Origin of the sequence: Thermanaeromonas sp., from assembly GCF_021890735.1 — a bacterium.
Lineage (GTDB): Bacteria > Bacillota > DSM-521 > Neomoorellales > Neomoorellaceae > Thermanaeromonas.
This window is the reverse complement of the sequence record NZ_JAKKUR010000008.1, coordinates 37,809-61,479: the sequence shown is the minus strand read 5'-3', so window position 1 is coordinate 61,479 and position 23,671 is coordinate 37,809. Positions and strand designations below refer to the sequence as shown.

22 protein-coding genes and 1 other RNA gene are annotated in these 23,671 nt (G+C 51.2%); 1 reads left to right on the top strand and 22 read right to left on the bottom strand.

Going from position 1 to position 23,671, the window contains the following annotated elements; all coding sequences use genetic code 11:
• Positions 1 to 95 precede the first annotated feature (95 nt).
• The 5 genes from L5656_RS03215 to L5656_RS03195 form a co-directional block, all read right to left on the bottom strand.
• Positions 96 to 566, bottom strand: coding sequence for a PRC-barrel domain-containing protein (locus tag L5656_RS03215; RefSeq protein ID WP_297198925.1), 471 nt, complete (start codon positions 564 to 566; stop codon positions 96 to 98).
• A gap of 114 nt (positions 567 to 680) precedes the next feature.
• The gene (mnmA, locus tag L5656_RS03210) at positions 681 to 1,757 is read right to left on the bottom strand and encodes a tRNA 2-thiouridine(34) synthase MnmA (protein ID WP_297198930.1); all 1,077 of its coding nucleotides are present in this window, start codon (positions 1,755 to 1,757) and stop codon (positions 681 to 683) included.
• Between the two features lie 16 nt (positions 1,758 to 1,773).
• Positions 1,774 to 2,178: a Fe-S cluster assembly scaffold protein NifU gene (gene nifU / locus L5656_RS03205; RefSeq protein WP_297198923.1), complete on the bottom strand. Its 405-nt coding sequence runs from the start codon at positions 2,176 to 2,178 to the stop codon at positions 1,774 to 1,776.
• Positions 2,179 to 2,180: 2 nt separating this feature from the next.
• Entirely contained in the window at positions 2,181 to 3,350 is a 1,170-nt protein-coding gene (nifS, locus tag L5656_RS03200) for a cysteine desulfurase NifS (RefSeq protein WP_297198921.1), read from the bottom strand.
• A gap of 27 nt (positions 3,351 to 3,377) precedes the next feature.
• Positions 3,378 to 3,833, bottom strand: a complete 456-nt coding sequence (locus L5656_RS03195; protein WP_297198919.1) for an RrF2 family transcriptional regulator — start codon at positions 3,831 to 3,833, stop codon at positions 3,378 to 3,380.
• Between the two features lie 200 nt (positions 3,834 to 4,033).
• On the opposite strand from L5656_RS03195, the gene L5656_RS03190 reads away from it, so the two are divergent.
• Entirely contained in the window at positions 4,034 to 5,368 is a 1,335-nt protein-coding gene (locus L5656_RS03190) for a replication-associated recombination protein A (protein ID WP_297198916.1), read from the top strand.
• A 13-nt stretch (positions 5,369 to 5,381) separates the two neighbouring features.
• Here the strand turns inward: L5656_RS03190 and L5656_RS03185 are convergent, their stop codons facing one another.
• The 17 genes from L5656_RS03185 to L5656_RS03105 all read right to left on the bottom strand — a co-directional run bounded on the left by L5656_RS03185 (position 5,382) and on the right by L5656_RS03105 (position 23,626).
• Entirely contained in the window at positions 5,382 to 5,654 is a 273-nt protein-coding gene (locus tag L5656_RS03185; protein WP_297198913.1) for a metal-sensitive transcriptional regulator, read from the bottom strand.
• Between the two features lie 34 nt (positions 5,655 to 5,688).
• Positions 5,689 to 5,872, bottom strand: a non-coding RNA gene (gene ssrS, locus L5656_RS03180) — 6S RNA.
• 18 nt (positions 5,873 to 5,890) lie between these two features.
• Entirely contained in the window at positions 5,891 to 7,717 is a 1,827-nt protein-coding gene (aspS, locus tag L5656_RS03175) for an aspartate--tRNA ligase (RefSeq protein ID WP_297198911.1), read from the bottom strand.
• Complete coding sequence (hisS, locus tag L5656_RS03170) at positions 7,718 to 8,989, bottom strand: histidine--tRNA ligase (protein WP_297198908.1); 1,272 nt, start codon at positions 8,987 to 8,989, stop codon at positions 7,718 to 7,720.
• 23 nt (positions 8,990 to 9,012) lie between these two features.
• Entirely contained in the window at positions 9,013 to 9,630 is a 618-nt protein-coding gene (locus tag L5656_RS03165) for an MBL fold metallo-hydrolase (protein ID WP_297198905.1), read from the bottom strand.
• Between the two features lie 131 nt (positions 9,631 to 9,761).
• A complete protein-coding gene (dtd, locus tag L5656_RS03160) occupies positions 9,762 to 10,211 on the bottom strand; it encodes a D-aminoacyl-tRNA deacylase (protein ID WP_297198902.1) in 450 nt (149 codons plus the stop codon).
• A gap of 15 nt (positions 10,212 to 10,226) precedes the next feature.
• Positions 10,227 to 12,398 carry a RelA/SpoT family protein gene (locus L5656_RS03155; protein ID WP_297198901.1) on the bottom strand — a complete coding sequence of 724 codons (2,172 nt, stop codon included), beginning with the start codon at positions 12,396 to 12,398 and terminating at the stop codon, positions 10,227 to 10,229.
• 6 nt (positions 12,399 to 12,404) lie between these two features.
• On the bottom strand, positions 12,405 to 15,236 hold the full coding sequence (gene recJ / locus L5656_RS03150; protein ID WP_297198899.1) for a single-stranded-DNA-specific exonuclease RecJ: 2,832 nt from the start codon (positions 15,234 to 15,236) through the stop codon (positions 12,405 to 12,407).
• Positions 15,233 to 16,138: a cation diffusion facilitator family transporter gene (locus L5656_RS03145; protein ID WP_297198896.1), complete on the bottom strand. Its 906-nt coding sequence runs from the start codon at positions 16,136 to 16,138 to the stop codon at positions 15,233 to 15,235. Before L5656_RS03145 ends, recJ begins: the two co-directional genes overlap by 4 nt.
• A gap of 86 nt (positions 16,139 to 16,224) precedes the next feature.
• Positions 16,225 to 16,566, bottom strand: coding sequence for a hypothetical protein (locus tag L5656_RS03140; protein WP_297198893.1), 342 nt, complete (start codon positions 16,564 to 16,566; stop codon positions 16,225 to 16,227).
• A gap of 189 nt (positions 16,567 to 16,755) precedes the next feature.
• Positions 16,756 to 17,655, bottom strand: coding sequence for a protein translocase subunit SecF (gene secF / locus L5656_RS03135; protein WP_297198890.1), 900 nt, complete (start codon positions 17,653 to 17,655; stop codon positions 16,756 to 16,758).
• A 2-nt stretch (positions 17,656 to 17,657) separates the two neighbouring features.
• A complete protein-coding gene (secD, locus tag L5656_RS03130) occupies positions 17,658 to 18,953 on the bottom strand; it encodes a protein translocase subunit SecD (RefSeq protein ID WP_297198887.1) in 1,296 nt (431 codons plus the stop codon).
• A gap of 32 nt (positions 18,954 to 18,985) precedes the next feature.
• Positions 18,986 to 19,651 carry an HD domain-containing protein gene (locus tag L5656_RS03125; protein ID WP_297198885.1) on the bottom strand — a complete coding sequence of 222 codons (666 nt, stop codon included), beginning with the start codon at positions 19,649 to 19,651 and terminating at the stop codon, positions 18,986 to 18,988.
• Between the two features lie 3 nt (positions 19,652 to 19,654).
• A complete protein-coding gene (yajC, locus tag L5656_RS03120) occupies positions 19,655 to 19,936 on the bottom strand; it encodes a preprotein translocase subunit YajC (protein ID WP_297198882.1) in 282 nt (93 codons plus the stop codon).
• 62 nt (positions 19,937 to 19,998) lie between these two features.
• Positions 19,999 to 21,135 carry a tRNA guanosine(34) transglycosylase Tgt gene (gene tgt, locus L5656_RS03115; RefSeq protein ID WP_297198879.1) on the bottom strand — a complete coding sequence of 379 codons (1,137 nt, stop codon included), beginning with the start codon at positions 21,133 to 21,135 and terminating at the stop codon, positions 19,999 to 20,001.
• Positions 21,136 to 21,156: 21 nt separating this feature from the next.
• Complete coding sequence (gene queA / locus L5656_RS03110) at positions 21,157 to 22,182, bottom strand: tRNA preQ1(34) S-adenosylmethionine ribosyltransferase-isomerase QueA (RefSeq protein WP_366017806.1); 1,026 nt, start codon at positions 22,180 to 22,182, stop codon at positions 21,157 to 21,159.
• A gap of 10 nt (positions 22,183 to 22,192) precedes the next feature.
• The gene (locus L5656_RS03105; protein ID WP_297198871.1) at positions 22,193 to 23,626 is read right to left on the bottom strand and encodes a SpoIID/LytB domain-containing protein; all 1,434 of its coding nucleotides are present in this window, start codon (positions 23,624 to 23,626) and stop codon (positions 22,193 to 22,195) included.
• Between the last annotated feature and the right edge of the window lie 45 nt (positions 23,627 to 23,671).

The window sequence follows — 23,671 nt, the reverse complement described above, 5'->3', positions numbered from 1 at the left end:
AAGACAATCCCAGCAGTAATACTGGTCCACCCCGATACGGCCTACAGCTTTTCCGCCGCAGATAGGACAGGTTCTCAAAGGAATAAGCACCTCCTTTACATAACCCCGGCAGGTAGCAATACAACATCGGATCCCCACGTTACCGTAGATCCGCTTATATCCAGCAACTTCCGTCCGTTAAGGATATCTTCTACCAGTCCTTGAGAAACCTCGAGCTTTACTACGCGTCCAGAAGGCCATTCTATTTCGACATCCTCTAAGATCCCCAGCTCTCTACCTGTAGTATCTAAAACCCTTTTTCCTCTAAAATCTGCCCAGCTCAAACTACCTTCTGGTAGGCCTGTAGATAAGGCTTGATCTTTATTTACGGTGAGGGCATCCGGGCCGCAAGTTTGGATCTCCCTAAGCTCTAAGAACCGTGGCCCTGTAAATAATCTTGCGGGGGAGACTAATACCCCCTTTAACTGCAAATTTCCCCCCTCCCAGATCAAATCTTCAATCCGGCCTAGCTCTTCACCAGCCAAATTAATTACTGGTAAACCTAAAAGCTTGCGCCCTTTAACCACAATCGTGCATCTCCCCCTACCCAGGCCATATTATTACCTGTAGCAGCAGAAAAAATACGCCCGTGCTCCTTCCCTCAAAAATCAGCAGGACCGCCTCCTCCACGTAGTGTTGGGTTATACAGTCTCCCAAGGAGCCATTATGGTGCCCCCCCCTACCACCAGGTCCCCCTGGTAGTAGACCACCGCTTGACCGGGTGTTACAGCCCTCTGGGATTCCTTAAATTCGACTTCGGCCACTCTATGAGGCTGGGGTCGAAGGAGGGCAGCGGCTTCAGGTGAGCGGTAGCGGATTTTAGCTTTAACCTCAACCTCAAGCGGGGGTTCATCCCAGAGAATATAGTTGTTATCCCGTGAGCGAAGCTTAGACTGCAGGAGATCTTCTTCATTTCCCACGATAACCGCGTTCCGCCGGGGGTCTAACGCCACCACAAAAACGGGACGGCCCAAAGCCACTCCTAAACCCCGCCGCTGACCCACAGTGTAATAGGGCAGCCCCCGGTGCTGTCCCAAAACTCTACCCTTAACATCCAGTATCGGGCCCGGCCGGATGGGTACACGGGCTCTTTCGCGGATGAACTCCCGGTAGTCGCCAACCGTCACAAAACATATTTCTTGGGACTCGGATTTCCAAGCCACCGGAAGGCCGTATTCTTGGGCCATCTTTCGCACTTCATCTTTGGTATATTCTCCCAGGGGCAAAAGAGTACGGGCAAGCTGTTCCTGGGTAAAGGTGTACAAAACATAACTTTGATCCTTGTTGGGGTCCCTACCTTTAGCTAAAAGGTAACGCCTGCGCTCTTTATCATAAAATATCCGGGCATAATGTCCGGTAGCTATATAATCCATACCTAAGGCCAGGGCTTTACGTAAAAGGGCCTCGAACTTAATGAAGCGATTACAGGCTATACAGGGATTGGGGGTGCGGCCGCTTAGGTAATCACTGATAAAGTAATCTATTACCTTTTCTTGAAACACGGAACGGAAATTGAGGACATAGTGAGGGATGCCCAGTAAGTTTGCCACCCGACGGGCATCTTCCACTGCACTTAAAGAGCAGCAGCCGATCTCTCCTGGAGGAGGAGGTACATCTAGAGGCCAGATTTCCAAGGTTACCCCGATGACTTCATATCCTTGCTCCTTTAGCAAAGCGGCGGCAGTGGAACTATCCACCCCGCCGCTCATAGCTACCATCACCTTGCCCTTGGGCTTACCCAGCTAACTCACCGTCCTTACCCTGTGAGCTACCCGCATTCTTTCTTTTGAAGTCTTCGATGGCTTTATGCAGAGCATCTGCAGCCAGGTTAGAGCAATGCATCTTCTGGGGCGGCAATCCGTCCAAAGCTTCCGCCACGGCCTTATTGGTGATCTTTAAGGCTTCTTCAATAGTTTTTCCCTTTACCATTTCCGTCACCATGCTGCTGGTAGCAATAGCCGCTCCACAGCCGAAGGTTTTAAATTTCACATCCTTAATTACACCGTTTTCCACTTTGATATACAGTTTCATTATATCACCACAAACAGGGTTCCCCACTTCTCCCACGCCGTCGGCATCTGGTATTTCTCCAACGTTTCTAGGATTGGTAAAATGATCCATAACCTTGGCGCTATACATTCTTAATCACCCGCCTTTTTATATAATGGCGACATGGCCCGCAACCGTTCGATTATCTCCGGTAGTACCTCTAGTACATAATCAATATCCTCTTCCGTGTTATCCCGCCCTAGGGTCATGCGCACTGAGCCGTGGGCCACTTCATGGGGAATACCCATGGCCAAGAGCACATGGGAGGGATCCAGGGAGCCCGAGGTGCAGGCAGAACCGCTGGAGGCAGCTATGCCTTTCATATCTAGGCTTAAAAGGATGGACTCCCCTTCCACATACTTAAAGCTAAAGTTGGCGTTAATGGGGGATCTCCGTTCCCGGTCACCATTTAATTGCACGTGATCGATCCGCTCCAGAACACCATCGATGAGCTTGTCTCGCAGGGCCTTAAGTCTCTTGCCCTCGCTTTCCAATTCTTGCCCGGCCAGCTCCGCGGCTTTACCGAATCCTACTATTCCCGGTACATTTTCTGTCCCTGCCCTCCTTTTGCGTTCTTGGCCACCCCCGTGAAGCAAAGGCTGTATACGCGTACCCTTGCGGATATATAAACAGCCCACACCTTTAGGGCCATAGATCTTGTGGGCAGAGGCTGAAAGCAAGTCTACGTTGAGTTCATCTACATTTACCGGGATTTTACCTACGCTCTGGACAGCATCGGTGTGGAAAATAATACCTCGTTCACGGGCAAGCTTACCGATCTCCTGGATAGGCTGGATGGTACCCACTTCATTATTGACGTGCATTATACTTATGAGGATGGTCTCGTCCGTAATAGCCTCTTCTACATCTTCTACCCGTACCAGTCCTTCAGGAGTTACTGGAAGGAACGTCACCTTAAACCCCTGGCGCTGAAGGTACTGGGCGGTATCCAACACAGCGTGGTGCTCTATGCTGGATGTAATGATATGTTTGCCCTTTTTTTGATTAGCATAGGCCACGCCTATAAGGGCCATATTGTCAGCTTCGGTACCGCCGCTGGTAAATACGATTTCCTCCGGCTGGGCTCCGATCAGGCCCGCCACTCGAGCACGAGCCTCTTCAATAGCCTTCTTAGCCTGCCGCCCCCAGCTGTAAAGGCTGGAAGGATTGCCAAATTCCTCCTTAAGATAAGGGAGCATCTCTTCTAAGACCTCGGGGCGCACCGGAGTGGTAGCGCTGTGGTCTAGGTATACCTTACGCACGCATAGCTCACCTTCTTAAAAAGGAGTTTAAATGTAATACATATATTTATCCTTGGACTGTAGTTTATGGGCCTCCTCGACCATATCCTCCAAGGTTATGGAATCGAGGACGCCGGCTATGCTATCCCTTACCTTCTCCCATATAGTACGGGCAACACAAGTTTCCGCCCGTGCGCAACAAGTGCCTTCCCCTTCCTCTTCACTTACGCAATCCATGGGAGCTATGGGCCCCTCCAGGACCCGGATGATCTCACCCACCTTAATCTCCCGTGGCTCCCGGGCCAAGGTATAGCCGCCCTGCGCTCCCCTAACGCTGCGCACCAGCCCTGCCTTCCTAAGGGAGGCAAAGAGCTGTTCAAGATAATGCTCGGAAATATCCTGGCGTTCGGCCACGCTCTTCAAAGAGATCGGGCCTTCGCCATAGCGCTGGGCGAGGTCGAACATGGCACGCAGGCCATATTCTCCCCGGGTAGAGAGCTTCAATGCCAATCACCCCAATCTCTACCTTTTCCCTGGTGGCGATTATATCTTAGCAATTCACTCGGGTATTGTCAAGAAAAATCCGAGCGAAATACTCTGCTTTTATTATGTTTTTCCCGGAGGCTGGCGCTTTTATACCGTGTCTTATATAATAAAGCTAAAACTAATTCTAACTTCGCTCCTTGAAGGGACCACATTTAATTATGAATCTATTCGAACAGGCGGCTCAGGAAGAATTGAAAAAGCAAGCTCCTTTAGCAGTACGCATGCGGCCCCGCAGCTTAGAAGAATTTGTGGGGCAGGAAAAAGTTCTCGGCCCAGGTACCCTCCTCCGGCGGGCCATTGAAAATGATACTATAACTTCTCTTATCCTCTGGGGGCCGCCGGGCAGCGGGAAAACCACCCTGGCCCACGTGATAGCCAACACGACCAAGGCCCATTTCGAATCGCTACATGCAGCTTTAGACGGCATAACCGAAATCCGCCAGGTGGTGGAAAAGGCCAAGGAAAGGCGTGTTTATTTGAGGCAGAAAACAGTTGTCTTTGTAGATGAAATTCACCGGTGGGCAAAAAATGTACAGGATGCTCTTTTGCCGTGGGTGGAAGAAGGGATAGTTATATTGATCGGAGCTACAGTTGAAAACCCTATGTTTACCGTTAACCCGGCTTTACGCTCGCGCTCCCGGATAGTCCGCCTGGAACCCTTACGGGAAGAAGACATTTTGAAGCTTTTACGGAGGGCCTTGGAGGATAGGGAAAGAGGGCTGGGTGAACTCAACGTAGAAGTCGAGGAGCAAGCGCTGAAGCACCTTGCCCGGATCGCCGAGGGCGATGCGCGCATAGCCTTGAACGCCTTGGAGTTTGCTGCCCTTACTACTCCTCCTTCGCCAGACGGAAAAAGGTATGTATCTTTGGCCGCGGTGGAAGAAGCCGTACAGACGAAATCCGTACTGTATGACCGCGATGGTGACCAACATTACGATATAGTCTCGGCCTGGATAAAAAGCATTCGCGGCTCCGATCCCGACGCAGCCATATACTGGCTTGCTCGCATGATTTATGCGGGAGAGGATCCCCTCTTCTTAGCCCGCAGGCTCATGATACACGCGGCCGAAGATATAGGCCTGGCCGATCCCCAGGCTTTAGTAGTAGCTACCGCCGCAGCCCAGGCCGTAGAACGAGTAGGGTTACCCGAAGGCAGGTTGATACTTGCCGAAGCTACCTTATACCTCGCCCTGGCCCCGAAAAGTAATTCTGTATACAAGGCCATCGATAGCGCCCTAGAGGAAGTAAAGAAGGGAGGAAACGTATCCGTCCCCCTGCACCTGCGTGATGCGAGTTACTCCGGCGCCCGCGCCCTGGGCCATGGGAAGGGATATAAGTATCCCCACGATTTCCCCGGTGGCTGGGTAGAACAGCGCTACCTTCCACCCTCTTTAGAAGGTAAAGTGTTTTATAATCCTTCACCATACGGCAAAGAAAAAGATCTGGTTCAGGCCTTCAAGGAGCGGTGCAGCAAAAAGCCTTCTAAGCCCTAAGGCCTGATGGGGCTTAGTCCATAAATTTGTTTAAAATATCGATGAGTTCTCTTATTATCTCGTCCCCTTGTTTCATCATAATGGCGTTCCGTACGCAACCCCGGACATGGTGTTCGAATATAATCGTACCGACCGTTTTTAAAGCTGCCCGCACGGCTGCAATCTGGGTAAGAACATCAACACAGTACTTGCCTTCTTCAACCATACGTTGTAAGCCCTTAACTTGACCTTCTATCCGCCTTAAACGAACTAAAAGTTCGTCTTTTACAGGAGCATACGAACTCATCGGACGGACCCCTCTCGAAGAACAGATAAAAAATTAAAACCCCACATATGCCGTGAAGCGCCGCAGTTTCCATGAACCCTCTCTCTACAGGTGGGTGCCCTCCTGGGCGCTTTTTGTTTCCCCTCAAGGGGGCCTACAAGCCACGCCCAGAGACCGGGCTCCCTTTGTATTGGTGTTGGCTCAGAACTTGCGGCCTTTCACGTGCATCGCAGGGCACTTTTATATTAACACAAAGTTCAAGCCGTTTCAAGAGTGTTCTGAAGTGAGGGGGGCTGGCTCTTTTTTCTAGGGGCTGTGATGATATGCAGTTCCTTGAGCTGCTCGGGCTTTACCGGTCCCGGTGCTCCGGTCAAAAGGCAAGTACCGCTCTGGGTTTTGGGAAAGGCAATAACGTCGCGGATGGTATCCCGCTTCCCCATAAGCATTACCAGCCTGTCCAAACCCAAGGCAATACCGCCGTGGGGAGGGGCTCCATATTCAAAGGCTTCCAATAAAAATCCAAATTTCTCCTGGGCCTCCTCGTTACTTAAACCCAAGAGCCTAAATATCTTCTCTTGAAGGTCCCTACGGTGGATACGGATGCTACCGCCGCCTAACTCCACACCGTTCAATACCACATCGTAAGCCAGAGCACGCACCCTAAGAGGTTCACTTTCTAACAAAAAGAGGTCTTCTTCCCGGGGAGAAGTAAAGGGATGGTGCACGGCCTTGTAGCGGCCCTCTTCTTCACTGTATTCCAGCAAGGGAAAATCTACGATCCAAACAAAGGCAAATTTTTCTGGATCCAAAAGATTTAACCTTGTAGCCAGCTCCAGGCGCAAGTTCCCTAGAACTTGGGCTACCGTTTCCTCGGCATCGGCAACGAACAATAGCAAGTCACCAGGTCGGGCTCCCATGCGCTCTTTAATGTTTTCTAGCTCCTCAGGGCTAAAAAATTTAGCAATAGGTGAACGGATACCTGTAGCTTCGACTACCATCCAGGCCAGGCCTTTGGCGCCCCAGGCACCGGCCAGCCTGGTCAAATCATCTAGCTCACGGCGGGAATAGTTACCACACCCTGTAGCGTTTATACCCCTGACCACCCCACCCTTCTTTACAGCTTCGGCAAAGACTTTAAACTGGCTTTTGCCGACCACATCCGAGATATCCCTGATCTCCAAGCCAAAGCGCAGGTCCGGTTTATCCGAACCGTAGCGTTCGATGGCCTCTTTGTAGCTTAACCGGGGAAAAGGCACTCTAATTTCCACTCCCAAAACAGTACGGAAAACATGGGCCAGAAGCTCTTCGGTGACCCCCATTACTTCTTCCCGGCTAACGAACGACATCTCCACATCGAGTTGAGTGAACTCCGGCTGGCGGTCGGCCCGCAAGTCTTCATCACGGAAACAGCGAACGATCTGGAAATACCGCTCCACGCCGGCCACCATAAGCACCTGTTTAAAAAGCTGGGGTGACTGAGGTAAAGCATAAAAATCCCCCGGATTTAAGCGGCTGGGTACCAAGAAATCCCGAGCTCCTTCGGGAGTGCTCTTGGTGAGCATGGGGGTCTCAATCTCCCAGAAACCCCGGCTGTCGAGGAAATCCCTGATAGCCTTAGCGGTCTGGTGGCGCATTTTTAAAAGGCGCTGCATCTCCGGCCTGCGTAGATCAAGATACCGATACCGGAGCCTTAAAGCCTCGTCCACCTCTACGTTATCGGTTATATAGAAGGGAGAAGCTTTGGCCCGGTTAAGTACTTTAGCTTCTTCGGCATAGACCTCGATTTCTCCTGTAGGAAGGTTGGGATTAACGGTTCCCTCCGGCCGCAACCGCACTTCACCGGCCACCGCAACCACGTATTCGTTACGCAGGCTTTCGGCCACCTTAAAAGCCTCTTCTGAAACCTGGGGGCTAAATACAACCTGTACTATTCCCGAACGATCCCGCAGATCGACGAATATGAGCCCCCCGTGATCGCGTGTACGGTGTACCCAACCCATAAGGACCACTCGTGCCCCGGCTTCTTCTTTCGTAAGTTCACCACACCCGTGGGTACGGCGCCAAGTACCCATACCCTCTTGCATTTATCCCTCACACTCCTTTGCTCGCAAACAAAAATCCACCACATCGTCCCAGGATACCTCTTCCTGGTCACCTGTCTTAAGGTTTTTTACCGTAACCCTGCCGCGTTCCAGCTCCTCCTCGCCTAAAATAATTACTAACCGGGCTGGATACCGGTGGGCATATTTCATTTGAGCCTTAAGACTGCGCCCCAAATAATCCTTATCTGCCGGGATGTTATGCTCCCTGAGCAAGCTTAAAAGTCTTAAAGCTTTTGTTTCCATCCCCTCTCCTACGGTAGCTACCAGCACTTCAACCCCGTCTTCCACTTTAATTTTTTTATTTTGAGCTTCTAGGGCCAATAAAGTCCTCTCCAACCCCAGCCCGAAACCTATGCCCGGCATAGAAGGGCCGCCGCAAGCTTCTACTAAGCCGTCATACCGCCCTCCGCCACCGATGGAACTCTGGGCACCTAAGCCGGGTGCTATTATCTCAAAGGCAGTGTTGGTATAATAATCCAGTCCCCTCACCAGACACTCGTCAAGGAGGTAGGTTATGTTCAATTCTTCCAGGTAGCGCAATACTTCCTGGAAGTGCTGGCTGCAATCTGGGCATAAAGACGAAGTTATGGTAGGAGCGCCCTTTAATAGCTCCTGGCATTTAGGGTTTTTACAATCGAAGATACGTAAAGGGTTTCGTTCAAAACGGCCCTGGCAGGTAGGGCAAAAGGCTTCAAGTTTGTCCTTTAGGTAGCTTTTAAGCTTTTCCCGGTGGATGGGACGGCAGGAAGGGCATCCCACACTATTTATATGGAGTTCAAGACCTTCCAGCCCTAATCGACGGTAGTAATCCATGGCCAGGGCGATAACTTCTGCATCTAAAGAAGGTTCGCGGCTTCCAAAAACCTCCACGCCGAACTGGTGGAACTGCCGCAAGCGGCCTGCTTGGGGTCGGCCGTATCTGAACATGGGCCCTATGTAAAAAAGTTTTACAGGAAGCATCCCGCTGTAAAGCCGGTGTTCGAGGAAGGCCCTGACCACCGGCGCTGTGCCTTCCGGCCTTAAGGTAAGGCTCCTTTCGCTGCGGTCCAAGAAGGTATACATTTCCTTCTCCACTATATCTGTGGTATCCCCTACACCGCGCTGGAAAAGCTCGGTATGCTCAAATATAGGGGTGCGGATCTCCCGATAACCGTAAAGGCGGCAAAGGGAACGGGCTACCTCTTCTACGTGCTGCCACTTTTCGCTGTTGCCGGGGAGAATGTCCTCTGTGCCCCGGGGTCTCTGGGTCAGCATAACGCTCTCCTCTCCTTAACTCTCTAGAAAAAAGGATTATCCGTCTTCTCAGCACCGATGGTGGAGGAAGGCCCGTGACCGGGGTAAATGACCAGGTCTTCGGGGAGGCAGAAAAGTTTTTCCTTTACCGAATCTATAAGCTGCTTAAAGGACCCCCCAGGAAAGTCCGTGCGCCCGATGGAACCGGCAAAAAGAGTATCTCCGGTAAAGACCACTCCCTCTCCCTTAAGGCAGATACCTCCTGGTGTATGCCCGGGAGTATGGATCACTTCTAAAGATATCTTACCCACGTGTACGATGTCTCCTTCTTCCAGGGTCCGGTCTGCCGGGGGGCTACCTCCTTGCCCTCCCGTAAAGATGAGCAGGTTCTTGCTGGCGTCGGTAAGATAGGGCGCATCTGCCCTGTGGATCAATATTTCCGCACCTGTAGCCTCTTTTATTTCACCGTTGGCACCGCAATGGTCTATATGGCCGTGGGTGTTAATGATATAACGTATTTTTACTCCTACTTGTGCGGCCAGGGCCAGTATCCTCTGGCCTTCAGCGCCGGGGTCAATCACAGCCCCTTCTTTGGTCTGGGGACAAGCGATGAGATAACAGTTAGTGGCCAAGGGACCGACCACCAGAGTTTCCAAAATCATGTTTGAATATCCCTCCTGTTTTGTTTAGAAGTATACCTAAAAGCGTTAAGCTACCGGGGCTCGAAGAAAAACACACGCTTACCGCCCGCCTGGACCGAAAGTTTGACAATAGGTGAGGGAGGGGGAAATGCTTAAAAAAGTTTATCGCTGTCTAGAAGGAGCGTAACCGGGCCGTCATTCACCAGCTCAACCTGCATATGAGCCTGAAATTGGCCGCAGGCCACATCTAATCCCTGTTCCTTCAGAGCCCCTATAAAGGTTTCGTACAGCTTTTCCGCCTCTTTAGCTGGGGCAGCCTCGCTGAAGCTGGGCCGTTTCCCTTTACGGCAATCTCCGTAAAGGGTAAACTGGGAAACCACCAGCACGTTACCACCAGTATCCCGGACGGAAAGATTCATTTTTCCCTCCCCGTCGGGAAACACGCGCAAACCGGCAATTTTTTCTGCCAGGTAACGCGCGTCTTCCTCTGTGTCACCGGACCTAACCCCTAAAAACACCAACAGTCCTGGACCTATGGCGCTGATCTCCCGGCCCTCTACTTTAACCTTTGCGGACGACACCCGCTGGACAACTGCACGCAAAAAACACCACCCCTATTAGCTCGGTGTCACCCTCTTAACCTCCATAACGTCTTTAATGCGCTTGATTTTGTCCATTATATACTGCAGGTGCTCCAGGCTCCGTATCTCCAACTTTAAGTCCACGGTAGCCATGTTGTTACGGGTGGCGCGAGCGTGTACGGCATTTATAATGGTCTTGGTATCCGCCACCGCAGTCATAATATCCATGGCCAAGCGCGGCCGGTCCCAAGCCAGGGCTTCTATCTGCACCTGGTAAGTGGCTTCGGCATCCTGATCCCAGGCCACTTCGATTATGCGCTCGGGTTCCTGCTTTAAATGGTGGAGGATATTGGGACAATCACTGCGGTGTACGGAAACACCGCGACCCCGGGTAATGTACCCGATAATGGCATCCCCAGGTAGAGGGTTGCAACAATGGGCCAGGCGGACTACCACGTTATCCACGCCTTTAACCCTCACTCCCTGGGAAGGACGGCTAAAGCCGGTCCAGGATTTGGCCTGAGGGAAGGAGTCCGCCGCAGGCTTTTCTTCCTCTTTTTTCTCCGCTTCTTTCTCCTTAATGAGGTCTCCCAATGCTTGTGCCGGGGTTACCACCCCGTCTCCTATGGCCACCAGCAGATCCTCAAAAGAAGAGAAGTTAAACTTGCGGGCTGCCTCTTGGAGGAAATTACCCTTTAAGACCTCTTCCGGCTCTAAGCCCTGCTTCCGGCACTCCTTTTCTAACAGTTCCCTCCCCTTAGCTAAATTCTTTTCCCGCTCCACCCGTCGGAACCACTGGCGGATACGGTTTTTAGCCTGGGATGTTTTAACTATTTTTAACCAGTCCCGGCTGGGTCCGCTACCCTTCTGGGTTAAGATTTCCACTATGTCACCAGTTTTTAGCTGGTAGTCCAGAGGGACTATGCGGCCGTTCACCTTAGCTCCCACGCATTGGTGGCCTATATCCGTGTGAACACGGTAGGCAAAGTCTATGGGTACGGAGCCGGCCGGTAGTTCTACTACATCCCCTTTGGGAGTAAATACGTATACGCGGTCGGAAAAGAGGTCTATCTTAAGGGATTCCATAAATTCGCGGGGATCCTTTAGTTCCCGCTGCCAGTCCAAAATCTGGCGGAGCCAAGTAAGCTTCTGCTCAAACTCCTTATCGGAACTGGTATAGCCTTCCTTATAACGCCAATGGGCGGCGATACCGTACTCGGCCGTGCGGTGCATCTCCCAGGTACGGATCTGTACTTCAAAGGGTTCACCCTCGGGTCCCAATACGGTGGTATGCAGGGACTGGTACATATTCGGCTTGGGCATGGCAATATAATCCTTAAAGCGGCCCGGGATGGGCCTCCACAAAGCATGGATTATCCCCAAAACCGCGTAGCAATCCTTAACGGTATCCACAATAACCCTTAAGGCGATCAGGTCGTATATTTCGCTTAGCTCCTTTTGCTGCTTTTTCATCTTATTGTAAATGCTGTAGAAATGCTTCGGCCGGCCCTGAATATCAGCTTCAATACCGTTTTCTTGTAATTTCTCTCTTAAAATAGCAGCTACCTTCTGGATATACTCTTCCCTTTCTTGCCGTTTCTTGGAAATACTCTTGACTAGCTCATAGTATACCTCGGGTTCCTGATAACGTAAAGCCAAGTCCTCCAGTTCCCATTTCAAGCGGAAGATCCCCAGGCGGTGAGCCAAGGGGGCGTAGATCTCCAGGGTCTCCCGGGCAATGTCTTTCTGCTTATCCACCGGGCAATGTTTTAGGGTGCGCATGTTATGCAGGCGGTCGGCCAGCTTAATAAGGATCACCCGGATGTCTTTGGCCATGGCCAAAAACATCTTCCGTAAGGTCTCCGCCTGCTGCTCTTCTTTTGTCTTATATTCGAGGCGGCTTAGTTTAGTTACCCCGTCCACAAGTAAGGCTATTTCTTCGCCGAAAATCTCCCTAACCGTATCTAAACTTATAGGAGTGTCCTCAACCACATCATGCAACAAGCCCGCAGCGATGGTAACCAAATCCAGCTCCAACTCGGCCAGTATTTCGGCCACGGCCAGCGGGTGGGTAATGAAAGGTTCGCCGGAATGCCGCCTCTGTTCCTTGTGGGCAACGCTGGCAAAATCATAGGCGTCCCGGATGAGTTTTAGGTCGGCATTGGGATAGTAGAGTAATATCTGCCTTTCCAAACTCTGGAGATCCATTAACCCTCACCCCCTTCGCCGGGTGAGCTCCCGCCAAAGTGCAAAAACCTCCTCGTAATCCCGGCATATCTGGCGGTACCGCCAGGAGCGGTTTAAATCCCGTTTATCTCGGGTCGTACTCTTAACCCAAGCCTTTATCCCTTCGTTACGGTAGGATATATGTATTAGACCCAACTCCTCTAGAATGTTTAAACCACACCGGAATAAATAATTGCTGGCAACATTATTATGTAAATATAAAGCCTTTTTACGCAAGCTTATGTCGTGCAGGCGCTTATACAGGCGGCCCAGAAAACCTCTTAAATCCGGAGGCAAGGGAGGCCCTTTGCTTAAAGCACGGGCCGATATGTACACCCTGGGTCTTTTAGTCTGTAAGGGAAGGGAAAGCTCCACTTCCTCCCTTCCCCGGGGAAGATAGGTAAAAAGAACCGCTTCTGCCGGATAAAACCAGGCAGGACACCACCCTACACCTACCAGAAGCCTTAGATCGCCGGCCAAGGCTTGCCGCCGGAGGGAAAACTTCTCTTCAAAAGTCAAACCTTCATCCAAACCTACCTTAAACTTACCCCGCTGCCATAGCAATTGGACCATCTTCCGGGCCTGTGCGGGATGTTCAGTATATATAAGAACCCTCTCACCCCGCGATGCCAGCTCCCAGGCAAGCTTTACTAGATCAGGCGCAAGCTCATAATCAAAAGCACCTGGGGAAAGTTGTCGCCCGCCATCTTTTGCTACCGGGGACCAAATCTCCTGCCCCTTCTTCCTGCCCTCCCTTCTCCAAAGCTCGAACGGTTCAAGAAGAATACGCGCAGAAGGCGGAAAGGCTAACTTCTCTTCCGGTAACCACGGTCCCCGTACCGCCAGCGGCCCTACCTCAGGGGACAAAATGTTCTTTAATCCGTGGTAGCAACTTAACACCCCCAACCCGGAGGAGAGGATAATGGTCACCGGCCGGTTTTTTTCACCCCAGCTCCTTTTTAGCTCCTCAATAATGGCTTTGGCCCAGGTAATCGTCCACCCTTCATCTGTTTCTCGAGGTACGATCCCGTCCTCACCTTGCACATACTCCAAATCCATGCCGGACCTGACAAGGTTATCTACCTTGGGGTTATCGACACTGACACTGATCGCTTCCATAACTGCCGGGCGTAATGCTTCCACTATTAATTGTAGTTCTGTTTCACCGTTGAAGGTATTTTCCTCCGGCCGGAAGGCCAAGTCCACGTGGCTGCCGGGAGTTATCTCAGGGGGGAGGGCCATCCGGAAGCCTATGGCCGAAACTTCCCGGCCCTCGGCTTCCAGTTTAAGCTTGAGGTGAGCTCCCTCCGTGCCTACCTGGCGTATGGAAATTAACCTGGCCCCTTGATAGAGGAACAGGGGACGGGGGTTAGACGGTCCGAAGGGAGCAAGAGCCTTAATTTCTTCTACCAAATTTAAATCCATTTGGCTTAGCCGGGCTTCGGCATCTAATTTAAGCCTGGGCTTAAAGGTTTCTATTGCGGAAGCCGCCTCTAAAGCGTAAAAAAATGCCTCCCGGAAAGCAGGTATCTTTTCGGCTTCTATCTCTAAACCTACGGCTTGTCCGTGACCTCCATAATCTAGTAGGTAAAACGCACAGCTTTTAAGGATTTTAAAAAGGTCCACTCCTTCTTGAGCCCGTCCTGAGCCCCGTCCTTTCCCCGAGGGTTCTAAGCTTATAAGGATAGTAGGCCGCCTAAAACGTTCTACCAGTCTTGCCGCCACTATTCCTAACACGCCGGGGTGCCACCCTTTACCCGCAAGAACCAGACCCGGTTCGCCCCGTGCCACAGCTTCCTCAGCTTGTACAAGCGCTTCCGTCCATATCTGTTCCTCCAAAAGCTGACGGGTCTGATTCTGCAAGTTGAGGGTCTGGGCCAGCTCCCAAGCCCTCTGGAAGGAAGAGGTAAGCAGAAGTTCCAGGGCTGGCCGGGCAGACCCCAGGCGCCCGGCGGCGTTAAGGCGCGGTGCCAGCACCCAAACTATTTTTTCTGCATCAAGGCTTTCCCATTTTAAACCTGTTACCTCCATTAAAGCCCTTAAGCCGGGGCGTTCGGCTTTCTTAAGTTCCTCTAAACCTAGCCGTACAAGGGCCCTGTTTTCCCCTAAAAGGGGCATGGAATCCGCCAGAGTGCCCAAAGCCACTAAATCTAAAGCTCCCGCACCAGCCTTCTCCCCGCAAGGCAAGGAGAAAAATTCTCCTAAAGCCTGGGCTAGCTTAAAGGCTACCCCTACCCCCGCAAGGATAGCTTTACTTTCTTCCAAAAGCCAGGGATTGATCAAACTTAGGGCCGGAGGGAGCTCCGGTCCCGGCCGGTGATGATCAGTAATTATAAGGTCTAATCCTTTTTCCCTGGCCCATAAAGCTTCCTCTACAGCCGTTATCCCGCAATCTACGGTAATCACCAGACGGCATCCTGAAGAAAGGGCCGCTTCAAGCCCCTTAATACTTACCCCGTAGCCTTCTTCCAAACGGTGGGGGAGGTAATACTCCACATCTAACCCTAAGTCTGCTAATACCTCCCCTAAAAGGGCAGAGGCCGTAAGGCCGTCTACATCATAATCTCCATAAATTAACACCTTCTCCTTATTACGTAACGCTTTTTCCACCCTGGCTAAAGCTTCATCTACACCGGGAAGCTCGTAGGGCGAGCTTAAGTCCTTTAGCCCTCCCTGTAGGAACAGCCTTCCTTCTTCTACGCTTCTTATCCCCCGGTTTATCAATACCTGGGAAGTCAAAGGCGATATATTTAGGCCCCTGGAAAGCTTCTCCTGCAATTCATAATTGCGAGGACAGACTTCCCATATTGCCTCCGTCATTTTACAGCCTCCTGGCAGCCGGGGCACCGGTGACAATCTTTATCTTCACGGCAGGGCTCTATATGGATTAGCACCTCACTGTACGGAAGTGCTGCCTTAATTTCCGAGGTAATGCGGTCGCACAAGCTGTGCGCTTCAGCTACCGGCTGGCAGGCGGGTACAACCAGGTGTAAATCTATCTGGCGCTCCCGGCCGGACTTTCTGGTGCGCAGTTTATGGAATTCGATATATTCTCCGGCGTGAGCGGCGATAATGTCCTTTACCAGGCGTTCCTCCTCTGCCGGAAGGCAAACATCCACGAGGGGTAAAAAAGCCTCACGCATAAGTCTATAAGCAGCCCGTAAGATAAGGCCTGCTACAAAAAGCGCCGCTAAAGGATCTATAAAGCTAAACCCTGTGAGCTTGAGGATCCCGAGACCTAACATAACACCTATTGAAGTGTAAACATCCGTCAAAAGGTGCCAGGCATCGGCCTCCAAAGCCACCGACTGGGTAGCTTTAGCCACTTTAAAAAGGTGGCGGGACACCTGGTAATTTACCCCAGCCGATAGTCCCATCACTACTATACCGGCCACGGGTTGCGAAACCTCTACTCCTGACTTAAGTTTCTTTAAAGCTTCTATAATGATGATCAGGGCCGCCACAAACACAAGCAAAGCTTCAAAGGTTCCAGCTACGTTTTCTATTTTGCCGTGGCCGTAACGGTGCTCATAATCAGCCGGTTTACTGGCTTCCTTTAGAGAAAAATAGGCAAGGGCTGAGGCCATTAAGTCCAGTCCGGAATGGATGGCCTCCGATATTATACTTATGGAGCCCGTGAATATCCCCGTTAAAAGCTTCAAAACAACCAAAGAAATATTAGAGAAAACCGACAACCGGGCGGCTCGCTGGCGCTCATCCATGGCCACCCTCTCCTCCCACTCTCAAAAAATTAGACTTCATCTTCCCTGGATGAAGTCCGTGGCGGTGCTTTGCTCCCATTGTAACACTAGAGTTGAAGGTCGGCAAGATATTTAACGGCATACCCTAGCAAAAGAAGCCAAAGTAAAAAGAAAGACAACCGGGGAAGAAGGATACTGGCCAGGTATTTCCAAAACCTGTGGACCCCCATTTGCTTTTTTAACTCCTCTAGCTCCCCTGCCCCTGCTATGCCGGAAATGCTTAAGCCGATCCGGCTACCCAGGAGGACGCTAGTTACAAGCAAAACGGTCATACTTAAAACTAAGGGCTTACTTAGGTTGAAAACCTCCTTCGTCGCCTTAAGCCATCCTATTATGGCCAAGGCCAGAGCCGTTATGACTACTGTTACCAGTAATAGTATAGATGGCAAGCTCCTGGGGGGTGCATAGTATAGGATACAAAAAAGAAGCAGCATAACGAAAAGCAGGCCCGCCCTAGGATGAAGCAGACCTGCTAGAAGTAGCCCGGCCAACAGTACTCCCCAGAGAATTTCCAGGGTTTTTAACCCCCTTTAATTGCTACCTTTGTTTAAAAAGAGCCCCCATATAGGTGCAGCCTTTTAAGGAGAAGTGACCCGGCGTTCCCTTCCTTGGAAGGCCTTCTTGCGCCCCTCTGCTAGGCGTCGTAAATCGATCCAAAGGGGGCTGGCCGTAAAGATAGAGGAATAGGTTCCGCTTACAGTTCCTATAAGCATGGCCAGGGCAAAACCTTTTGTAGTTTCTCCACCTAAGGTAAGCAGGGCCACTAGGGCAATAATTACAGTAGTTACGGTACTAATAGTGCGCGTCAGGCTCTGCTTAATGCTCCTGTTCACCAGTTCCTCCAGGCTCTCTTTCTTGCGCATGCGTAGGTTTTCGCGGATGCGGTCGAATATTACTATGGTATCGTTAATAGAATACCCGATAATAGTTAAAATAGCCGCCACGAAGGAGCTGTCCACTTCCCAGCGGAAAAGGGCAAAAAGACCTACGGTTACCAAGACATCATGGAGCAAAGCTACTACCGCCGATACACCGAAAAGAAATTCAAACCGGAAGCCTATATAGATGAGCATCAAACCTGAAGCTATAATCAAGGCATAAAGGGCGTTACGGGTTATCTCCCGCCCTATTGTAGCCCCCACTTTTTCGTTACGCTTTATCTCGAAGTTTCCCAGTTTCTCTTTTAAAGCAGAAAAAAGCTTGCCCGTCTCTTCCTCTCCTAGGACAGGGGTCCGTAGAAGGAATTCGTTTTCTCCCGCTGTCTGTAAGGAGCTCTTTTCTAGATTAAATTCTTTCAGTACCTCCCTCACTTGGCTGCTTTCTACGGGGCGCTCAAATTTGAGTTGTAATAGATTCCCACCGGTAAAGTCGATGCTAAAATTAAGGGCCGGCCGATTAACCAGCATAGCTATAAGCCCCGGTATGATTACCAGCAGCGAAATTGCGTACCATAACTTCCGCCTGCCTACAAAATTCATGTCTACTTCACCCCTTCTACTTCTGCCGGCCTAGCTTTCACATGAAAGCCATAAAGCCACAAATTCCGGCTAAGAGCGGGTACGCTTATAACTAAGTGAAGCAGGGTTCTGGTTAAGGTTATGGCCGTAAACATGCTGATGGCTATACCTAAAGAAAGGGTTATGGCAAACCCGCGCACAGTCCCGCTGCCTAGGAAATAAAGGACTATGGCTACCAAGACAGTTGTAGCGTTAGAGTCAAAGATAGTAACAAAAGCTCGCTTAAAACCGGCATCTACTGCGGACCGCAAAGTCTTGCCGTTTCGCAATTCTTCCTTTAGGCGCTCGTAGATCAGAATATTGGCGTCTAAAGCCATGGCTACCGACAACAGCAAACCGGCGATCCCGGGTAAGGTCAGGGTGGCTTTTAAGGCCCATAAAGCGGCTAAAACGAGGACCGCGTAAACTACCAGAGAAAGGTTGGCCACCAGGCCGGGTAAACGGTAAACTATAAGCATAAATAAAGCAATGGTTGCCAGCGCGACAATAGCTGCCTTCTCGCTTTTAATTAGAGAATCTAACCCCAAGGTGGGTCCTACGGCCCTGCGCTCCACTATTTCTACAGGTACGGGTAGGGCTCCACCGCGCAAGAGAGCAGCGAGATTTGCTGCTTCCTTAAAATCGGCGAACCCGCCGCGGATAACAGCTTCCCCGCTCGGGATGGGTTCTTCCACTTCCGGGTTGGTGAGAAGCTCGTTATCCAAATATATGCCGATCCGCCTGCGGGGATCTCCTTTGGCGTACTTTTGAGTTAACTCTGTGGTAACTTCCGCGAATCTTTTAGTTCCTTCCTCATTAAATCTTAAGGCTACCTGAGGTTCTTGGTTACGCTGGTCGATGATGGCTTTTGCATCTTTGAGATCTTTCCCGCTTACCACTACTTGACCATCGCTGGTTTTAAATTCCAGCAAGGCCGTTTTACCGATTATCCTAACGGCTTCTTCCGGATCCCTGGCGCCTGCCAGTTCAATAATAAGCCTGCGGCTTCCCTCCCTCTGGATGAGAGGCTCGGCCAAGCCCAGCTCGTCCACCCGGTTACGCATAACACGCTCCAGGGCGTCCATATCTTCGCCCGTCACTCTATGATCCGGGGTATCCTTAGCTTCGACCACCACATGAACGCCGCCCTGTAAGTCCAAACCCAGTTTCATACCTTTAAGAAGCGGTGGCAAGGCCCCTATGCCTAGGGCCAGGATAGCCAAAACAGCAACTATAAGCTTTAAAGTGTTCCATCCTTTTCCGGCTCTCCTTGCCAACATAGCTTCCCCCTTAACTGTAACAATAAGAAAGCCTAAAGAAGCCTGGTTTGGTTTATAATCAAACCAAACTGGCAACCCAAAAAACTTGCCGCCCGCCGGCACATCATCATGCGGGGAAGGAAAATCTCAAAATACTCGGCGGGCTTGCTTATCTCCAGGTCGATCTCTAATTCTAAGGTAATGGTCTTATATCTTTCCTCCACCCTGAGAAAAGAGTGTTTTACCGCGTAATTTACTCTATCGTGGAGGTCAAAGGTAGCCGGCTCCCGGTTCCTCACCCGCGAACGGTGCACATCAGATTTATCAGCTAAAATTAAGGCAGCAGCTACGGGATTCACCGCCTGGCCGTATTCCTCTTCATGGTTTCCAATAGCACCCAGTACCAGGGCCATTTCCCCGGCGTCCATCCCGAGCCTTCGCAAAATATTGTAAGACAAAAGGGCGCCTACCTGGCCGTGATTTTGGCGGCTTATGACATTACCTATGTCATGAAGATAACCCGCTATAGATGCCAATCGGGCTAATCTTTCTGGATAGCCCAGCCTCGCCAGGACATTGTGACTGATACTGGCCACCAGCCCCAAATGCCGGTGGCCATGTTCGGTATAACCTAAGGCTCCCAGGTGTTCGTTGCCTTGGTATATGAAAGCCTCTACTTCGGGATCCTTTTTAACATCCTCTAGGGTAACCTGCGCCAAATATTATTTCGCCTCCTGCCCGGGGACATAAGATATTGCATTTTTATCCAGCTCTATCTCCACCTTGTCCGCTATCCGGATCATCACCGTCTTATCCTTGATCTTGGTAATCCGGCCGTGGATGCCCCCTATAGTGACGACCCGGTCATCGACTTTTAACTTGCTTAGCATCTCCTGACGCTTTTTCTGTTGCCTTTGTTGCGGACGTATCACCAAGAGGTAAAAAATGGCGAAGAAAAAGATCAGGTAAAAAATAGTCCATCCCCAGGCCTGTGTCTGCTGCATGTTGCTTAACACCCCCCTGTTAATTTCCTTTCTACAAGGGGAGGATAAAACCTCTTTTCCCTTTAGAAATTTTCTTCTCCGTCATCCGTAACCTCATAATGCGAATAAAACTCCTCGCTCATCTCCAGAAGGCGGTCTTCGGCTATAGCCTGTCTTATACGGTCCATGAGGCGGAATGTAAAGTAAAGGTTATGGATAGTCGTAAGCCGCAACCCTAAAATTTCGTTGGCTTTTATAAGGTGGCGTATATAGGCCCGGGTAAAATTACGGCAGGTGTAGCAATCGCATTCTTCATCCAGTGGCCGGAAATCCCGGGCGTAAACGGCATTCCGTACTACTAGTTTCCCCCGGCTGGTTAAAACGGTACCGTTACGGGCTATCCTGGTAGGAAGGACGCAATCGAACATATCGATACCCCTTTTTACCCCCTCTAGAAGGCAGTCGGGCGAACCTACGCCCATAAGATACCGAGGCTTGTCCTCGGGTAAAAGGGGGCGTAGTTCTTCCAGTATGGCGTACATCATATTCTTAGGTTCCCCTACACTCAAGCCTCCAATACCGTATCCCGGAAAATTTAAGGAAGTTATTTCCCGGGCGCTCCGGCGTCTGAGGTCGGGGAAGACCCCGCCTTGGATTATGCCAAACACAGCTTGGTCCTGGCGCCTATGCACCTTAAGGCATTCTTCAGCCCAGCGGGTGGTCCTTTCCACCGCCGCTTCCACTTCTTCGTAACTTGCCGGGTAAGCCACACATTCATCAAAGGCCATGGCAATATCCGAGCCCAAAGCCTCTTGAACAGCCATGGATTCCCTCGGGCCCATAAAGTGGGTAGAACCGTCAATATGGGAGCGAAAGAAAACACCCTCAGGACGTACCTCCCGGAGACTTGCCAAGCTAAAAACTTGGAAGCCCCCGCTATCGGTTAAGATGGGGCGGTGCCAGTTCATAAACTTGTGCAGGCCGCCGGCTTCACGGATAATATCAGCACCAGGTCTTAGGTAAAGGTGATAAGTGTTGCTCAAAATTATTTCCCCACCCAAAGCTTCTACTTCTTCGGGTGTCATGGTCTTAACTGTAGCTTGGGTACCCACGGGCATAAAGACAGGTGTATGCACAATCCCGTGAGGGGTTATTAGCCGGCCGAGCCGCGCACCGAAAGTCTTTTCCGTTTTTATCACTTCGAAGGAGACGGGTACCAAGCTCCGGGCGCACCTCCGTCTTTATAAAATCAACATGGCATCGCCAAAGCTGTAAAAGCGGTAACGCTCCTTTATAGCTACCTGGTAGGCCTCCAATATTTTTTCCCGCCCTGCAAAGGCACACACGAGCATGAGCAAGGTAGAACGGGGCAGGTGGAAATTAGTGATAAGTCCCTCAACCGCCTTAAAACGATAGCCCGGATAAATAAAAAGTTCCGTGAAACCTTCTCGGGGCTTGATCTCTCCTTCCGGTGTAGCCACCGTCTCCAGGGTGCGTACAACTGTAGTGCCCACAGCTATCACGCGCCCGCCTTTTTTCCGGGCCTCGTTTATGGTCCTGGCCGCGTCCTCATCCACGCGAAAGTATTCTGCGTGCATTTGGTGCTTTTCTACAACATCCTCCCTTACCGGCCGGAAGGTGCCTAGCCCGACATGGAGTAAAATGTAAACAATCCTTACTCCTTTCTCTTCAAGTTGTTTAAGCAACCGGGGGGTAAAGTGAAGGCCGGCTGTAGGAGCGGCTACAGATCCGGGCTTGGAAGCGTAAACCGTCTGGTAGCGTTCTGGATCGGAAAGTTTCTCCTTAATATAAGGGGGTAAGGGAACTTCCCCCAACCTGCCCAGTACCTCCTCCCACTCCCCCTGATATTGAAATTCTACCACGCGGCCTCCCTGTGGAGTACGGTCCAAAACTCGGGCCCGCAGTTCGCCTTCTCCAAAAAAGATCTCTGTGCCCGGGGGTATCCGGCGACCCGGACGCACCAATACTTCCCAACAATCCCCTCCCAAGGGCTTGAGGAGAAAAACCTCTACCTGCCCTCCTGTCTTGGCTTTTTTCCCTAAGAGCCTGGCCGGAATCACCTTGGTATCATTTAAAACCAGGACATCGCCGGGTCTTAGGTATAAGGGCAGCTCATAAAACCGCCGGTGCTCCAGTTTGCCAGACTCGCGGTGTAGCACAAGGAGCCGCGAGGTGTCCCGCGGCTCCACAGGGCGCTGAGCTATTAATTCAGGGGGCAACTGGTAATCGAAATCTTCTACCCTCATTCCTGTCTCCTCATCTATAGGGGCCAACGGTCAGCTTCCCGTCATACCTTCCTTGGTTATAATAGTGTTCTATAATATCCCGGTAATTAAACCCTTTAGCTGCCATGCCCCGGGCTCCCCACTGGCTTAAACCGACTCCGTGCCCGTTGCCCCGGCCCTGGATGAAAACTTTCTGGAAGACCTTGGGCACCTTGCGGGTTCCCCCTGCACCCATGACTACATACTCATTTGCAGGACCGTTTAAAACTAAAGGCTGTCCTGCCGCTCCCAGGGCCTGCAGTTCTCCACCATAATTTACGAGATTCTTGCTCCCCCGGCCGTCGAGGATAGAAACCGTGGAATCCATCTCTAAAGTAAAGAGAGTGCTGCGGAGTCCCAAGACGGAGCGTATCCCGTCACGGTAGGCTATAGCCTTTCCCTTGGTCCCCACCATCTCAAGACACGTCACCCGTCCGGACACCGTAGGACCGGTCCCATCCCGCTTTTCCCGTACAGCCACGAGGTCTATTATATCACCTAACTCAACAGCCTGCCCCGTGCGCTCAAGCCACGCCTTAATCATACCCTGTACTTCTTCCCGGGTCAAGGTTTTGGTCCAGCTAAAGGTACTGGCTACCCAACCTCCAAAGCGTAAAGCGTATTCATCCTCCGGCGAAGGCACCCCGCGAAGGTAAGGGAGGGCCTCCGACCATACATTTTCGCTGTCTTCCGTATAACCTCCGGCGTTAGAGTGAAAATAAGCCTTTACCAATTTACCTTGATAATAGATAACTTGTCCCCGGGTAGCATCTACTGCCTTCTTAACCTTGTCGGCTCCCGGCACAATCTCGGCTTCGTACCCCCGATATACTTGAGTGTCTGTACCATCGGTTACATCATAGTATCCTCCAGAACCCAAGCGGCTCAGGGCATAAGACCGGGACACTACCGCCTGCGCTTTAAGGGCTTCTTCAAGCCCGGGCTCCCCGGTTCCCGTACTCACCGCCATCTCAGCTCCTACTACTCCATAGAGGTATTGCTCTATATCCAAAATATTTACGGCATCCAGGCCCCCTGCTTTAAGGAAAATCTGCAGGCTACCCCGGTACCTATTCCCGTTGTAAAGAAAGAGGTTTAGTCTTTTCCCGTCCACAGGGCGCAACTCTACTACCCCGTTAAAGGCCCGGGGCAAAGCCTGGCCCTGCCGTACAACTAACAGCTTGCCATCCGCAAGCCGTGCCTCCCAGGCCTCACCTGCCACAGGCCTGGCGATCTCCCTGCCCGCTTCATCGAGTAACAAATATTCACCTTGCACCACTTGAAAACTTATCTGGGACAAGCCCCGGTCTAAAAGGACCCGGATAGAAGGGGACTGCAATGCATCTGCCCTCGCTCCTCGAGGTAAAGTAGCAAGCCCCACGGCGAGTACCATTATCCAACACCAGCGTTTAAGCCTCTCCCTCAACAGCCCTTCCTCCTCACTTATTTCGCCATACTTTCTTCTTCAATA